Genomic DNA, 14,354 nt, shown 5'->3' with positions numbered 1-14,354 from the left:
GGGCGGACGGCCGCGATACGTTCCCCCGCGCCGTCGGCCGGCCGGGCCGACCGGCGGGAAATCACTCACACGAGCTAGCCCAGGTGCGAGCCGAGCCACTCCAGCGAGGCCGGCAGCTCCCTGGTCCAGCTGTCGAAGTTGTGGCCGCCGTCGTCCAGGTAGAGCGACTCGGTCCTGAACTGCGGATTGGCCGCCATCACCTGGGTGGCCAGGTCGACGAACTGGACGGTCTGCGGGTAGTCGCTCTCCTTGCGGGTGGAGACCACGAGCAGGTTGAGCGTCGGCACCGGCAGGTTCTGCAGCCGCCAGCCGAGGTCGTGCTGCTGGGCCAGCGCCTTGTCGCCGTTGAAGAGGTCGCCGTTGGTGTAGTTGTCCTGGCGGACGGTGAAGTCGCCGTGCAGGCTCGCCGCGTTGCCGAAGACGTCCGGGAAGCGCATCGCCAGGCGCAGTGCGCAGCTGCCCCCGGTGGAGTAGCCGAAGGTCGCCCAGGAGCCGGCGGTGCGGCCCACCCGGTAGGCGCTGCGGACGGCCTCGGGGACGTCCTTGACGAACCAGGTCTCGCTCCGGGGGCCGCCGGGGACGTCCACGCACTCGGTGTCCCGGGAGGGGGCGATCGCCGGGCGGGCCATCACCAGGACGGTCGGCGGCATCTTGCCGGAGCGCTGCAGCTCGATCGCGGTCTGCGCGAAGGGGAGCTCGTGGAGCAGGTTCAGGGTGGTGCCCGGGTAGCCGGCGATGGCCAGCAGGACGGGGAAGCGCACCAGGGCGAACTTCGGGTCGAAGTACTCGGGCGGCAGGTAGACGAACATCTGGTCGGAGAAGCCCGTCTCCTTGCCGCTGACCCGGACCGACTCGACCTTGCCGACCTCCTCGGGCGGGCCCTTCGGCAGGTTGGTGATGGTCTCCAGGCCGCCCTCGTTGGTGGGCTGGAGCAGCGTGTCGCCGACCGGGGTGCCCTGGTGGTTCTCGTTGCTGGTCAGCGCGAGCTTGGCGCCACCGGAGCTGAGCAGGTCGTCCCAGGAGGTGTAGAAGCCGAAGGAGTTGTTCACCGACAGCGCGAGCACGGCCAGGACCGAGACCTGAACCACGGTCAGCAGTCCGATCCGGCCGAGCACCGGCAGCGGGCGCTGCCTCGCCAGCCGGGGCCAGATCCACAGGGTGGTGGCCAGGGCCGCGACGCCGAGCGCGAGCAGCGAGTCCACCAGCGCGTCGCTGGTCAGTTCCATGCCGTCGGCCTTCCGGTGGGACATTGTCGATGCAGGCTTCATCGTCTGGCGGACCGTCAGGGGGAGCCACCGCAGCTAGGCTGTCCGGGCGCCTCGGAAGGGGGCCGGAAGGGCGGGGGCGCCGCAGGCAACCGGCGCCCTAGAATGCGGCGTCCACCGTACGTAACGCGTCCCGGAGGGCCCTGCCGCGCCACGCTGCGGCAGCCCCCCGGCTCCCACCGCCGGCTCAACCCGCAGCGCGTCCACCGCCCCGGTTTACCGACCGTTTCCGGGTCCTTGGTATGCGCATTGCCTGATGAAGGAATAGGCATGAAGGTCCATCACGCGTCCTCCCCCGGAGTGACCGGACACCGCCCCGCAGCCTCTACGCTGAGCTTCCATGAGCGTTCCCGTGTCCGTTGAGCCGAGCCCCGAGCAGCCGCCGCGCCGTCGTCGCGGCCTGCAGACGCTGCGCAACCAGGTGGCCGCCGTTCCGAGGGCCTGGCTCCCGGGAGCGGTCGGCTACGCCTGTCTGCTGATCGGGCTGGTGGACATCGTCAGCGCGGTGTTCCCCAAGCTCCGGCACACGAAGATGCACACCTTCGCCGGGCAGCTGCCGGGCGGCACCACCAGCCTGGCCGCGGTCGGCACGCTGATGGTCGGCATCCTGCTGGTGCCGCTCGCGCACGCGCTGCGCCGGCGCAAGCGGCGGGCCTGGCGGGCGGTCTGCGTGCTGCTGCCGGTCGGCGCGGCGCTGCACATCGTGCGCTGGCACCAGGTCGGCCCGGCGGTGGTCTCGCTGGTCGTGTTCGCGGTGATGCTGGTGCACCAGCGCGAGTTCTACGCCAAGGCCGACCCGCGCACCCGCTGGCGCGCGGCCGTCAACCTGGTCGTCATGGGCGTCCTCAGCGTCCTGCTCGGCCTGCTGATCGTGAGCACCCGCACCAAGTACGAGATCGGCCACCCGGGCCTGACCGAACGGCTGCAGCACGTCGGGTACGGACTGTTCGGCTTCGAGGGCCCGATCCGCTACAGCAACGTGCGGATGTCCGACCTGGTCGCCTACCTGCTCGGCGGGCTCGGCCTGCTGACCGCCTTCACCACCGCCTACCTGGCACTGCGCCCCGGCAAGCCGAAGCCCGAGCTGACCGCGGAGGACGAGGAGAAGGTCCGCGCGCTGCTGGCGCGGCACGGCGAGCGCGACTCGCTCGGCTACTTCGCGCTGCGCCGCGACAAGAGCGTGCTGTTCTCGCCCACCGGCAAGGCCGCGATCTCCTACCGGGTGGTCTCCGGCGTGATGCTCGCCTCCGGCGACCCGGTCGGCGACGTCGAGGCCTGGCCGGGCGCGATCAAGGTGTTCATGGCCGAGGCCCGCGAGCACGCCTGGGTGCCGGCCGTGATGGGCTGCAGCGAGGTCGGCGGCGAGGTCTGGACCCGGGAGGCGGGCCTGGACGCGCTGGAGCTGGGCGACGAGGCCATCGTCGACACCTCCGCCTTCTCGCTCTCCGGCCGGGCCATGCGCAACGTCCGCCAGATGGTCAAGCGGATCGAGCGCAACGGCTACTCCTGCAAGGTGCGCCGGGTCTCCGAGCTCACCGCCGAGGAGAAGTACCGGATCGCCGACGCCGCCGCCCGCTGGCGCGGCACGGACACCGAGCGCGGCTTCTCGATGGCGCTGGGCCGCTTCGGCGACCCGCTGGACGACGACTGCGTGGTGGTCACCGCCCACAAGGACCCGGAGGAGGGCGAGGGCGGCGACGACCTCAAGGCCGTGCTGCACTTCGTGCCCTGGGGGCCGGACGGCATCTCGCTGGAGCTGATGCGCCGCGACCGCGCCGCCGACCCGGGCCTGAACGAGCTGCTGATCGTCGCCGCCCTGCAGGAGGTGTCCGCGATGGGCATCCGCCGGGTGTCGCTCAACTTCGCGATGTTCCGCTCGGCGCTGGCCCGCGGCGAGCGGATCGGCGCCGGGCCCGTGCTGCGCGCCTGGCGCGGGCTGCTGGTGTTCCTGTCGCGCTGGTTCCAGATCGAGTCGCTGTACAAGTTCAACGCCAAGTTCCAGCCCGAGTGGGAGCCGCGCTTCCTGGTCTTCCCGAGCACCCGGGACCTGCCGCGGATCGGGTTCGCCGCCATGCAGGCGGAGGCGTTCATCACCCTCGGCATGCCGCGCTTCGGCCGCAAGCGCCAGCGCGAGGGCCTGATGCCGGTCCCGTCGACCCGCGAGGTCACCGAGGCCGCCTGAGGCACGGGGACGACGGACAGGCCCCCGCCGGGAATCCCCGGCGGGGGCCGCGTTCGATAATGGGGGCATGAGCACTTCGCCGTCCTTCTCCCTGCCGGCCGGTCTGCCTCGGCTCGAACGCTGCGCCGTGATGGGCGTGGTCAACGTGACGCCCGACTCGTTCTCGGACGGCGGCCTCTGGCACGACCCCGCCAAGGCGATCGCGCACGGGCTCGCCCTGCGGGCCCGCGGCGCGGACCTGGTGGACGTGGGCGGCGAGTCCACCCGGCCCGGCTCGCAGCGGGTGCCGGAGGACGAGGAGCTGCGCCGGGTGATCCCGGTGGTGCGCGAGCTCGCCGACGCCGGCGTGGCGGTCTCCGTGGACACGATGCGCGCATCGGTCGCCGAGCGGGCCGTGGCGGCCGGTGCCGTGATCGTCAACGACGTCTCCGGCGGGCTCGCCGACCCGGCGATGGCCCGGGTGGTCGCGGAGACCGGCGCGCCCTTCGTGGTGATGCACTGGCGGGGGCAGTCCGCCGACATGGAGAAGCTGGCCGTCTACGGCGACGTGGTGCGCGACGTGGTCGCCGAGCTGACCGCCCGGGTGGAGGCGCTGCTGGCGGCCGGGGTCAAGGAGGACCAGCTGATCCTCGACCCCGGCCTCGGCTTCGCGAAGACCGCCGAGCACAACTGGGCGCTGCTCGGCCGGCTGGACGCGCTCACCGCGCTCGGCCGTCCCGTCCTCGTGGCGGCTTCGCGCAAGCGGTTCCTGGGTACGCTGCTCGCCGACCCGGCAACCGGGGAACTGCGCCCGGCCCGGGAGCGCGACGACGCGACGGCCGCGGTGTCGGTGCTGTCGGCCCAGGCGGGTGCCTGGGCGGTGCGGGTGCACGACGTGTCCGGCACGGCTGACGCCGTCCGGGTGGTCGCCGCCTGGCAGCACGCGGCACGGTTGGGCCCCTCCGGCCCGAAGGCGGGCGCGGAGGGCGGGCGAGGGAGGGTCTGTGACAGGTGACGGCAGGTTGAGCGGCGGTACGGCCGGACGGGCCCGCGAGGCGGACCTGGAAGCGGTGCTGGCGGCGAACCGAGGACTCTACGAGGCGTTGGAGCGGGGGGACCTGGAAGCGGTCGAGGACGCCTGGCTGGGCGCCGGGGAGGCCGACGACAAGGGCGGCGTGGTGTGCGTGCACCCCGGCTGGCCGGTGCTGCGCGGGCGAGCCCAGGTGACCCGCTCGTACATGCTGATCATGGCGAACACGGAGTACATCCAGTTCTTCCTGACCGATGTCGAGGCCGAGGTCCACGGCGATGTGGCCCTTGTCACGTGCACCGAGAACATCCTGTCCGGCGGCGAGGCGGAGGAGGAGGGCGAACTCGGACCGCTGGTCGGCGGAAAGGTCGTCTCGACGAACCTGTTCCGCCGTACCCCGGCCGGGTGGAAGCTCTGGTCGCACCACGGTTCACCCGTTCTGACCAGCGGCGACGAGGACGACGACGACTGATTCCGGCCGCCGCGCGGATATCGCGCCGGGAGGCCGCCCGGGAATTCCCGAGTGGTCACCGAACGTTCACGTCAATCGCCATTGCGGCGCGCGTGGCGTCGTTTCCCGCCGGGTAGGACGGTCAGGCGTTGTCCGTGCTCACGGGTAGATTCGAAACGGAGTGGCGGGCGTGCTGCCCGCCTTCGCCCTGCCCGTCCATGCCTTCGTCCGGGCGGGGCCCGTCCGACTGGGAGCAGTGATTCGTTTGCTGGACCGCGTCACCCTGCGGGGGCTGCGAGCCCGGGGCCACCACGGCGTCTTCGAACGCGAGCGCGTCGAGGGCCAGACCTTCGTGGTCGACCTCGTGCTGTACCTGGACACCCGCCCCGCCGCGTCCGGAGACGACCTCACCCGCACGGCGCACTACGGCATCGTGGCCGAGGAGGTCACCGCGATCATCGCCGGTGAACCCGTCGACCTGATCGAGACCCTGGCCCAGCGCATCGCCGACCAGTGCCTCAAGCACGAAGCGGTCGAGGAGGTCGAGGTCACGGTGCACAAGCCGGACGCCCCGATCACCGTGCCGTTCGACGACGTGACCGTGACCATCCACCGGGGCCGCGCATGACCCCCACCGCGCGCCCGGTACCCGATGCAGAGGGAATCTTTCGAGTGAGCCAGCGAAGCAAGCGACCAGTCGAGCGGCGCGCAGGGGCGACCGCCCCCACCCGGCGAAGCGAGGCGGCGGCATGAGCACCAGCGACCCGATCGCCGCGCCGAACGCGTTCGACCTGGAGAGCCGGGTGGACTCCGCCGACACCACGCTGCACAGCCAGCGCTGCGCGGTGATCGCGCTCGGCAGCAACCTGGGCAACCGGCTGGACACCCTCCAGGGCGCGGTGGACGCGCTCGCCGACACCCCCGGGCTGAAGATCAAGGCCGTCTCCGCGGTCTACGAGACCGCCGCCCTCGGCGGCCCCGAGGAGCAGCCGAACTACTACAACGCCGTCGTGGTGCTGCGCACCTCGCTGCCCCCGCAGGACCTGCTGGAGCGCGGCAACGCGATCGAGGACGCCTTCGGGCGGGTGCGGACCGTCCACTGGGGCCCGCGCACCCTGGACGTCGACATCCTGGCCTACGAGGGCGTCCTCAGCGACGACCCGCGGCTGCTGCTACCGCACCCGCGCTCGCACGAGCGGGCCTTCGTGCTCGCCCCGTGGCTGGACGCCCAGCCGGAGGCCGAGGTGCCGGGGCACGGCCGCGTCGACGCGCTGCTGGAGGCGCTCGGCGGGCCGGACGCGCAGGGCGTCAAGCGCCGCGACGACATCCGGCTGACGCTGCCGGAATAGGTCCTCGCGGCCGCCCGCCGGGGAACTCGACCGGGGGCCCGGCCGTACGAGTAGGTGTCCGCCGTTCGTGCGGGTGTCCGCCCGGCCGGGCCCGGTACGGTGGCCTGGCGCCGCCGCGTCGGGCCACCGGGCGGCCGGCCGGTTCTGGTACCCCGGGAAGGACCTCCTCCGAGTGAAGCTGCTTCGCCTCCGTCTGCTGATCGGCATCACCGCGGCCACGACGGCGCTGTCCTGGGCCGGCTCCAAGCTGTGGGCCTCCCTGGACACGCTGCCGGCCGTGCCGGGCGCGGCGCCGGTGGTGCTGGCGGCGGTGGCGGTGATCCTGCTGGCGACCGCGCTGTCCCTGCGGTCCCGGCTGAAGGCGGCGCGCGAGCGCCAGCCCGGTGCCAAGGGGGTCGATCCGCTGCTCGCGGCCCGGGCGGTGGTGCTGGCGCAGGCCAGCGCGCTGGTCTCGGCCGTGGTCACCGGCATCTACGCGGGTGCGGGGATCTACCTGCTGGGCGAACTGGACGTGTCGGCCCGCAAGGACCAGGCCGTCACGGCGGGGTTCGCGGTGCTGGCGGGGGCCGCGGTGATCGCGGCGGCGCTCTGGGTGCAGCACGTGTGCAGGTTGCCCGAGAACCACGACGGCCCGGCCGGTCCGGCGGCATCACACCGCTGAACAGGCCTTTCTTCGTGATCTTGAGTGAAAATGCGGGCACGTGCGGTAAAAACCGCACCCTGTCAAGGGCGGAAGGGGACCCTGGGCTGACAGGGGGCCAATTCGCACGCTAGTTTCTTGGCATGTCTCGCGGACGCCACCGTCATTCCTCCGTCCTCGGCCGGGTCTTTCCCCCCACCGCCGCCGGCGTACTGCTGGTCGCCGCACTGGCCGCTCTGCTTTTCAGTCAGGACGCCATCCTGGTGCGCTCGGTGGGCGTCGCGGCGGTGATCGCCACGCTCGGCTTCGCGCTGCTGCTGCGTCAGCGGGACAAGACGGCCCGGGCGGCCGCCGAGATGTCCGCGGCGCAGCGGTTGCGGGCCGAGGAGCGCTTCGAGGAGCAGCTGGCCGAGGCCGAGTACGCGGCGGAGGTCGCCGAGGAGCGGGCCACCCGGTTCGGGCGGCGGCTGACGGCGGAGAAGTCGCGGCTGGCGAAGGCCGAGACGGAGATCGCCCGGCTGCTGCGGGAGCGGGCCGTGTCGGTGGCCGAGCAGGCGCTCAAGGAGGCCGAGGCGGCCCAGCGGGCCCTCGCGGCGAGCCGCCCCAAGTACCCGGCCAGTCCGGCGGCCTACGTGCGCGCGGCGGCCGTGCTGCGGCTGCTGGAGCGCCGCGCGGCCGAGCAGGAGGCGCGGCGGGAGCGTACGGCGGGTGCGGAGGTCGCGCTGCGGGCGCGTACCGCCCCGGGCGCACAGGCCGCGCCGACGCCCGCGCCGGTGGCCGTGGCCGCGCCGGTGGCGCCCGCGGTGCCCGCGCCGGGCCAGGCGCCGGTGGCCGAGCCGTCGGTGGTCAAGCCGTCGGTGCAGGCGGCGCCGGTGCGTCCGGCGCTGACCGCGACGGTCGGTCCGCTCGGCGGGACGTCGGTCGTTCCGGCCGCGGCGCCGGCGGTGGAGCGGCAGCGGCCCCGGGTGGCGCAGCCGGGGCAGGCGCGCGGGCAGGGCTTCAGCTTCTTCGGCCGCGGTTCGGGTGCGGGGGTGCGGCCGGTGGCCCCGGCGCCGGCGGTGGGCAGCGTCGCCGAGCTGGGCGAGCGGGCCGACCTGGCGGACGTGGTGGGCGACGAGGCGGTGGCGGCCGAGGCCGAGGCCCGGGCGGCGGAGGCCGTCACGGCGGAGGACGGGGCACGGACGGCGCAGCCGGCCGAGCCGACCGTGGTGGACCTGACGCCGGAGGACGAGACCGAGCTGATCCAGCTGCCGGAGCTGCGCGCCTCGCGCTGAGGCCGGGAGGCGCGGCGCGGCGCGGGAGGCCGGACGGGCCGGCCTCCCGCGCCGCGGCGTTGCCGGGGTGCGTCAGAGCTGGACGCCGAAGTCCTGGGCGATGCCCGCGAGGCCGGAGGCGTAGCCCTGGCCGACGGCGCGGAACTTCCACTCGCTGCCGTTGCGGTACAGCTCGCCGAAGATCATCGCGGTCTCGGTGGCGGCGTCCTCGGAGAGGTCGTAGCGGGCGATCTCGGCGCCGCCGGCCGCGTTCACCACGCGGATGTGGGCGTTGCGGACCTGGCCGAAGCTCTGGCCGCGGGCGACGCCGTCGTAGATGGTGACCGGGAAGGTGATCTTGGCAGCCTCGGCCGGGAGGCCGGACAGGTTGATGTTGATCGACTCGTCGTCCCCCGCGCCCTCGCCGGTGCGGTTGTCACCGGTGTGCACGACGGTGCCGTCCGGCGTGCTGGTGTTGTTGAAGAAGACGAAGTGGGCGTTGGACAGCACCTTGCCGTCCGCGTTCAGCACGATCGCGCTGGCGTCGAGGTCGAACTCGGCACCGGTCGTGGTGCGGACGTCCCAGCCCAGGCCGACGGTGACCGCGGACAGGCCGGGGGCCTCCTTGGTCAGCGAGACGTTGCCACCCTTGGAGAGGCTCACTGGCATGCGATTGCAGTCCCTTCGTTCGTTTCGTGCGCTTTTCCCCGGGACAACGCAATTCCCCGGCGGCTTGGTTCCGCAGGAGTGGTGAATTCTTCGCGGGGCGCCAATCCGGGGCAAAGGCCGTGCAATGCGGCCGTCAGATCCGGCGGAACCGGCCCTGCAGCGACCAGATGTTCGGGTTGTCGGCCAGATCGGGGTGCATGTCGCAGAGGTCGGCGAGGGTGTCCTGGAGGAAGTCCCGGGCCTCGCGGCGCAGGTCGCTGTGCCGGATCACGGCCGGGGGCTCGTCGGGCAGCCAGGTCGCGGTGACCTCGACCCAGTTGAAACGGCGGGCGAAGCGCAGCAGCTCGGTGTTCTGGGTGAAGTCCAGGTCGGCGGTCTGCACCCGGGCGGCCCGGCTGCCGTCCGGGTCGCGGTCCAGGTGCTCGGCGATGTCGCACAGTGCCCAGGCGAAGTCGAGCACCGGCACCCAGCCCCAGGCGGTGGACAGTTCCGCGTCGTCGGCGTCGAGGTAGACGTCGCCGCAGAACAGGTCGTACCGCAGGGCGTGCACGGACGCGGTGCGGTAGTCCGTCTGCGGGGGGTCGGGGAAGCGGTTGGAGAGGGAGTAGCCGAGCTCGATCACGTACGCCATTGTCGGGGTTCGGGGCGGGCGGGGGTAACCGGGTGGGCGCTCGGATAACCGGGTGACCGGGCGGCCCGGGCGCGGGATGATGGGCGCATGCCCGAGCCCATCCGCGTACGGGGGTCGGTGGTCGTCCCCGACGCCGAGCTCGTCTGGCGCTTCTCGCGTTCCTCCGGCCCCGGTGGCCAGCACGTCAACACCTCCGACTCCAAGGTCGAGCTGCGCTTCGACCTGGCGTCCACCCGGGCGCTGCCCGAGGTGTGGCGCGAGCGTGCCCTGGAGCGGCTGGCCGGGCGGTTGGCGGACGGCCGGGTGCTGGTGGTCCACGCCTCGGAGTTCCGCTCGCAGTGGCGCAACCGGGAGGCTGCGGCGGCCCGGCTGTCGGCGCTGCTGACCGAGGCGTGCGCGCCGCCGCCGAAGGCCCGGCGGGCGACCAGGCCGAGCCGGGGGATGGTCGAGCGGCGGCTGTCGAACAAGCGGCACCGCTCCGAGCTGAAGCAGGGCCGCAGGCCGCAGCGCGGCGGGGAGTAGCTCAGCCGAGGGTGCGGTAGCCGCCGCGGAAGTAGAGCAGCGGACGGCCGCCGGGATCGGGCACCGCGGCGTCCAGGACGCGGCCGAGCAGCAGGGTGTGGTCGCCCGCGGGTATCCGCTGTTCGGTGCGGCACTCGACGGTGGCCAGCGCGCCCTCGATCAGCGGGGCTCCGGTGCGCGGGCCGCGGTGGTGCGGGGTGTCCGCGAACAGCAGCCGGTCGCTGAGCCGGCCCTTCATGGCGAACCGCGAGCCGAGCGTCTTCTGCCCCTCGGCCAGCACCGAGACCGCCCACGTGTCGACCCGGGAGAGCACCTCGTCCATCCGGGAGTCCTCACGGACCGAGATCAGCACCAGCGGTGGCTCCAGCGACACCGAGAGGAAGGACGTGGCGGTCATGCCGACGTCCTCGCCGTCCTCCGGGTCGTGGAGGGTCACCAGGCTGATGCCGGCGGCGAGCTGGGAGAGAGCTGCCCGGAACTCGTCGGGCGTGGCGTGGGGGGCAGCTTCGGGCTGCGGGGACGGGTGCACGTACCGCACGGTAGTCGTCACGCGCGGGGAACGGCATCGGGCCTTGGTCGTAGGACCGCCGCGGCGCCCGCGGGGTCGCGGCCGGGGGCCCGGCTCACCCTCAGGAGTGAAGCGGGGCCGACCGGGGGGCGGAGCCGGCTTCAGCTCGTGGTCGAAGCGGTCGACGATGCGGTCGACCGCGGAATTATCCCGATGGCACTTTCTGCCCGTTATGGGCGGATGAACTGATTAAGGGCGCATTGGTCACGTGTGATTTAAGTCACAAGTGGTGGCCTATTGCTGACCGAGCGTGCCGAACGCTGTGCTCCCTGTGATTCAGTTCTTCTGGCAATCGGACGATAACCAATCAAGAACTATCCGAAGCAGCCGGGGAGCCCCCGCATGGAAGCCGAGTCGGAGCCGTACGTCCGTCTCGCGACCCTCCGCACCTTGCACCGGGTCGTGGCGGACCTCAACGCTGCCCGCAGCCTCGCGGGCACGCTGCAGGCCGTCGTCGAGGGTGCGGTGCACGGGCTCGGCTTCGACGCCGCCGCGGTCAGCCTCGTCCGCCCGGACGGCGACCTCGTGGTGGCGGCCGTCTGGGAGCTGGAGGAGAGCCCGATGGGCGGCCCCTCCGTGCTGCTCGGTCAGGTCGGCTCCCGGGAGTCCTGGGACCGGCTGCTCGGCGTCAGCGACCACTGGGGCACCCTGCGCTTCCTGCCGTACGACCGCGGCTGGGCCGTCGCCAGCGACATCCCGCGCTGGATCGGGGACAGCCCGCTGCCCGTGTACGCCAACGACTGGCACCCCGCCGACGGCCTGCTCGCCCCGATGTACAGCGCCGGCGGCGACCTGCTCGGCGTGCTCTCGGTGGACCGCCCGCGCAGCGGCAAGCGGCCCGGGGCCTGGACCCGCGAGGCACTGGAGATGTTCTCCCTCCAGGCCTCCATCGCGATCGGCAACGCCCGGCTGCGGGCCGAGATGCAACGCGCGCTGGCCCGCCTGGAGAAGGAGCAGCAGGCGCTGCGGGCCAGCGAGGAGAGCTTCCGCCAGGCCTTCGAGTACGCGCCCAGCGGCATGGCCATCACCGAACTCCACGGCGCCGGACGCGGCCAGCTGACCAGGGTCAACGACGCGCTGTGCCGACTGCTCGGCCGCCCCCGCGCGGTGCTGCGCCAGCAGAGCTTCGCCGACCTCGTCCACCCCGAGGACCGCGCGCTGCTGGAGCGCACCAGCGCCGAGAGCGGCCGGGCGGAGCTGCGGCTGTCCCGTCGGGACGGCGGCTACCAGTGGGTCTGCCTGCGCAACTCGATCGTGGCGGACGCCGCCGAGGGGCCGAGCTTCCTGCTCACCCACGTCGAGGACATCGAGGACCGCAAGCGGCACGAGTTCCAGCTCGCCCACCGGGCCAGCCATGACGCGCTCACCGGCCTGCCCAACGGCGCCGAGCTCAAGGCCCGGCTGGCCCGCCGGCTCTGCGCCCTGCCGCAGCGGGTCGGCGCCGCCGCCGGCCCGGCCGAGGCGGCCTACCCGCCGCCGCCCTACGGCTACCCGGCCGACTCCTACAGCGCCCACGCCGCCCACGACGGGCTGGAGGGCGCGGACCCGTACGCGGCGCAGGTGCACGGCTACGGCCTGCCCGACGGCGGACCGCCGCCCGGCCTCGGACCCGGCTACGGGGAGCACGTGCACGCGGTCGTCCCCGCGGACCACGGCCCGGGCGGCGAGGTCTGGTCCGCGCCGTTCCGCTCCGGGGGCGCGGCCGCGGCGGACAAGGGGCTCGCGGTGCTCTTCTGCGACCTGGACGGCTTCAAGTCGATCAACGACCGGTTCGGCCACAACGCGGGCGACGCGGTGCTGGTCGAGGTCGCCCGGCGGCTGAGCCAGGCCGTCCGGGACGGCGACACGGTGGCCCGGCTCGGCGGCGACGAGTTCGTGGTGCTGGCCGACGGCATCGGCCGCGAGGAGGCCAAGGACCTCGCCCACCGGCTGCGCAACGCGATCATCCCGCCGATGCGGATCGACGGGCGGGCGATGCGGGTGGGGGTGAGCCTCGGGATCGGCTGGGCCGGCTGCGGCATGAGCATCGAGGAGGTGCTGCACACCGCGGACGAGCGGATGTACGACGAGAAGCGGGCCCGGGGCGGTGCGGTGCGCGGGGCGCGCGGCGAGCGCTCCCACCGGCGGGCCGGCTGAGGCCCGCCGGGGCCGTACGGGTGCGGACGGTGCGGTCCGCGGGCGCCGCGATCGCGGGCCGGGCCCGGCTACCCGCGAGTTGTCAAGGGGTCTTTTCCAGCTGTCGGGTGCGACAGGTAGGGTTCCCGGGACGACAGCGTCCATGATCTGCGCCGCCCGCAGCCCGGCGGCGCGCACCGGATGGGGGAGCAGACCACCGTGACGACCGCCGGCAGCAACGGAGTGCCCGAGGGCCAGGGGGGCGGTGCCCCGGAGGACGACGACCCGTTCGGCTACCTCTACCGTCCGGCCGCCGGCTCCACCGGGCAGCCGGCCGAGCCGCAGCAGGGAGTCCCCCGGACGCCGTACAGCCGTCCGATGGAGGTCGGCCGGGCGCAGTACGGCCAGCACTACCAGCAGGCGGGGCCGCGCGCGCAGCAGCCGTACGGGCAGCCGGGGGCGCCGCAGGGGCACCCGGGCGGCCAGCCGCAGGCCCCGTACGGCCCGTCGGGCGCGCCGCAGCAGGCCGACTACGGCACCGCGCCCGTCCCGCCCAGCCGCTACGCCGAGCACTCCCGGCCGCAGCCGGGGGAGGAGCCCCGCAGCAGCGGCCGGAGCAAGGGCGCGGTGATCGGTGCCGTCGCCGTGGTCGCGGCCATCGCGATCGGCGCCGGGATAGCGCTCTCCACGGGCGACCCGGACGGCGACAAGAGCGCCAAGGGCGGCACCACGACCACCGCGCCGCCCGCGCCCACCGGCAGCGGGTCGGCCGGCCCGACCGCGACCGCCTCCCCGTCGGCCAGCGCCACCGTCGCGGCCGGGCCGTCCACCGTGGACGCCGGGCAGCTGCAGGCCCAGAACGCGCCGTCCGCCAACACCGTCAAGGGCGCCAAGTCCGCCGACGGCAGCTACCTGACGCTCCAGCCGGGCGGCTCGGTGACCTGGAACGGTGAGATCGCCACGGCCGGGACGTACAAGCTGACCGTGCGGTACAACAACACCGGCGCGCTCGTGCAGGGCGCGGCCTCGGTGAACGGCAAGGACTGGCCGAGCGGGCTGTCGTACAAGAACTTCTCGCCCGGCAGCAAGGACCCGTCGTCCGCCTGGTACAACACCTGGATCCTGCCGCAGCTCCAGGCCGGGGCGAACTCGGTGACGCTGACGGTGCAGTCCGGGCCGATCCTGATCGACCAGGTCACCGTCGAGCCGTACGGCTGAGCGACCTCGCCCGGAACGCGGGGCGGCCGCCCGTCCCCGAGGGGGAGGGGCGGCCGTCGCCGTTGCCGTGGGCGCCGTTCGGGCGGGTTCGACGGGCTCAGGCGGGCTTGACGGTGGAGAAGGTGTCGCCGCCGACGACCCAGCGGCCGCGGCGCATGACGGCGACCAGGTCGAAGGTCTCGGAGTCGACCACGACGAGGTCGGCGAGCTTGCCGGTCTCCAGCGAGCCGATGGAGTCGCTGAGGCCGAGCAGTCGGGCGGGCGTGGCGGACAGCGACTCGACGGTCTGTCGGAGGGTCAGGCCGTTGACGGTCACCGAGCGCTTGAACGCCACGTCCAGGGTGAGGGTGGAGCCCGCGATCGCGCCGCCCTCGACCAGCCGCGCGACGCCGTCCTTGACGTCGACCTGGAGGGGGCCGAGGGGGTAGAGGCCGTCGCCCATGCCGGCGGCGCCCATGGCGTCGGTGATCAGGGCGACGCGG

Annotated in this window: 15 protein-coding genes; 10 read left to right on the top strand and 5 right to left on the bottom strand. The window is 73.5% G+C overall.

Annotation, left to right across the window (positions count from 1 at the left end):
* Positions 1 to 74: 74 nt before the first annotated feature.
* Positions 75 to 1,250, bottom strand: a complete 1,176-nt coding sequence (locus IF30_RS0130585) for an alpha/beta hydrolase (protein WP_051711580.1) — start codon at positions 1,248 to 1,250, stop codon at positions 75 to 77.
* Between the two features lie 355 nt (positions 1,251 to 1,605).
* Between IF30_RS0130585 and IF30_RS0130580 the strand changes: the two genes are divergently transcribed.
* The 7 genes from IF30_RS0130580 to IF30_RS50400 all read left to right on the top strand — a co-directional run bounded on the left by IF30_RS0130580 (position 1,606) and on the right by IF30_RS50400 (position 8,170).
* Positions 1,606 to 3,447: a phosphatidylglycerol lysyltransferase domain-containing protein gene (locus IF30_RS0130580; RefSeq protein ID WP_030244490.1), complete on the top strand. Its 1,842-nt coding sequence runs from the start codon at positions 1,606 to 1,608 to the stop codon at positions 3,445 to 3,447.
* Between the two features lie 67 nt (positions 3,448 to 3,514).
* Complete coding sequence (gene folP, locus IF30_RS0130575) at positions 3,515 to 4,441, top strand: dihydropteroate synthase (RefSeq protein ID WP_030244489.1); 927 nt, start codon at positions 3,515 to 3,517, stop codon at positions 4,439 to 4,441.
* Positions 4,431 to 4,928: a nuclear transport factor 2 family protein gene (locus IF30_RS0130570; protein ID WP_078891842.1), complete on the top strand. Its 498-nt coding sequence runs from the start codon at positions 4,431 to 4,433 to the stop codon at positions 4,926 to 4,928. Before folP ends, IF30_RS0130570 begins: the two co-directional genes overlap by 11 nt.
* A gap of 247 nt (positions 4,929 to 5,175) precedes the next feature.
* Positions 5,176 to 5,535 (top strand): dihydroneopterin aldolase, encoded by a 360-nt coding sequence (gene folB, locus IF30_RS0130565; protein WP_030059580.1) that lies wholly within the window; start codon positions 5,176 to 5,178, stop codon positions 5,533 to 5,535.
* Between the two features lie 121 nt (positions 5,536 to 5,656).
* Positions 5,657 to 6,256 (top strand): 2-amino-4-hydroxy-6-hydroxymethyldihydropteridine diphosphokinase, encoded by a 600-nt coding sequence (gene folK / locus IF30_RS0130560; RefSeq protein WP_030244485.1) that lies wholly within the window; start codon positions 5,657 to 5,659, stop codon positions 6,254 to 6,256.
* A 172-nt stretch (positions 6,257 to 6,428) separates the two neighbouring features.
* Positions 6,429 to 6,917, top strand: a complete 489-nt coding sequence (locus tag IF30_RS0130555; protein ID WP_030244483.1) for a DUF3180 domain-containing protein — start codon at positions 6,429 to 6,431, stop codon at positions 6,915 to 6,917.
* A gap of 122 nt (positions 6,918 to 7,039) precedes the next feature.
* On the top strand, positions 7,040 to 8,170 hold the full coding sequence (locus tag IF30_RS50400) for a hypothetical protein (protein WP_030244482.1): 1,131 nt from the start codon (positions 7,040 to 7,042) through the stop codon (positions 8,168 to 8,170).
* 72 nt (positions 8,171 to 8,242) lie between these two features.
* Here the strand turns inward: IF30_RS50400 and IF30_RS0130545 are convergent, their stop codons facing one another.
* The gene (locus tag IF30_RS0130545) at positions 8,243 to 8,818 is read right to left on the bottom strand and encodes a TerD family protein (protein ID WP_030244480.1); all 576 of its coding nucleotides are present in this window, start codon (positions 8,816 to 8,818) and stop codon (positions 8,243 to 8,245) included.
* Positions 8,819 to 8,951: 133 nt separating this feature from the next.
* Positions 8,952 to 9,449 carry a hypothetical protein gene (locus tag IF30_RS0130540; protein WP_420791168.1) on the bottom strand — a complete coding sequence of 166 codons (498 nt, stop codon included), beginning with the start codon at positions 9,447 to 9,449 and terminating at the stop codon, positions 8,952 to 8,954.
* 87 nt (positions 9,450 to 9,536) lie between these two features.
* On the opposite strand from IF30_RS0130540, the gene arfB reads away from it, so the two are divergent.
* The gene (gene arfB, locus IF30_RS0130535; protein ID WP_030244476.1) at positions 9,537 to 9,971 is read left to right on the top strand and encodes an alternative ribosome rescue aminoacyl-tRNA hydrolase ArfB; all 435 of its coding nucleotides are present in this window, start codon (positions 9,537 to 9,539) and stop codon (positions 9,969 to 9,971) included.
* Position 9,972: 1 nt separating this feature from the next.
* On the opposite strand, the gene IF30_RS0130530 is transcribed toward arfB, so the two are convergent.
* Positions 9,973 to 10,500: a flavin reductase family protein gene (locus tag IF30_RS0130530; protein WP_234322904.1), complete on the bottom strand. Its 528-nt coding sequence runs from the start codon at positions 10,498 to 10,500 to the stop codon at positions 9,973 to 9,975.
* Positions 10,501 to 10,881: 381 nt separating this feature from the next.
* Between IF30_RS0130530 and IF30_RS0130525 the strand changes: the two genes are divergently transcribed.
* Entirely contained in the window at positions 10,882 to 12,675 is a 1,794-nt protein-coding gene (locus IF30_RS0130525) for a sensor domain-containing diguanylate cyclase (protein WP_030244473.1), read from the top strand.
* A gap of 198 nt (positions 12,676 to 12,873) precedes the next feature.
* Positions 12,874 to 13,872, top strand: coding sequence for a hypothetical protein (locus IF30_RS0130520; RefSeq protein ID WP_158835604.1), 999 nt, complete (start codon positions 12,874 to 12,876; stop codon positions 13,870 to 13,872).
* 97 nt (positions 13,873 to 13,969) lie between these two features.
* Here the strand turns inward: IF30_RS0130520 and IF30_RS44070 are convergent.
* Positions 13,970 to 14,354: amidohydrolase family protein (locus tag IF30_RS44070; protein WP_158835601.1), on the bottom strand; the 385-nt coding region annotated here is incomplete at its 5' end.

Source organism: Streptomyces sp. NRRL S-350 (genome assembly GCF_000719705.1).
Lineage (GTDB): Bacteria > Actinomycetota > Actinomycetes > Streptomycetales > Streptomycetaceae > Kitasatospora.
Note: the sequence above shows the minus strand (reverse complement) of the source record. Positions and strands in the feature narration are given on the sequence as shown.

What these genes read in the sequence shown, in the direction of transcription:
- IF30_RS0130580 (WP_030244490.1), top strand. Translation starts at nt 1,606, where the DNA reads ATGAGCGTTCCCGTGTCCGTTGAGCCGAGCCCCGAGCAGCCGCCGCGC.
- IF30_RS0130525 (WP_030244473.1), top strand. Translation starts at nt 10,882, where the DNA reads ATGGAAGCCGAGTCGGAGCCGTACGTCCGTCTCGCGACCCTCCGCACC.
- folK (WP_030244485.1), top strand. Translation starts at nt 5,657, where the DNA reads ATGAGCACCAGCGACCCGATCGCCGCGCCGAACGCGTTCGACCTGGAG.
- IF30_RS50400 (WP_030244482.1), top strand. Translation starts at nt 7,040, where the DNA reads ATGTCTCGCGGACGCCACCGTCATTCCTCCGTCCTCGGCCGGGTCTTT.
- folP (WP_030244489.1), top strand. Translation starts at nt 3,515, where the DNA reads ATGAGCACTTCGCCGTCCTTCTCCCTGCCGGCCGGTCTGCCTCGGCTC.
- arfB (WP_030244476.1), top strand. Translation starts at nt 9,537, where the DNA reads ATGCCCGAGCCCATCCGCGTACGGGGGTCGGTGGTCGTCCCCGACGCC.
- IF30_RS0130545 (WP_030244480.1), bottom strand. Translation starts at nt 8,818, where the DNA reads ATGCCAGTGAGCCTCTCCAAGGGTGGCAACGTCTCGCTGACCAAGGAG.
- IF30_RS0130585 (WP_051711580.1), bottom strand. Translation starts at nt 1,250, where the DNA reads ATGTCCCACCGGAAGGCCGACGGCATGGAACTGACCAGCGACGCGCTG.
- IF30_RS0130540 (WP_420791168.1), bottom strand. Translation starts at nt 9,449, where the DNA reads ATGGCGTACGTGATCGAGCTCGGCTACTCCCTCTCCAACCGCTTCCCC.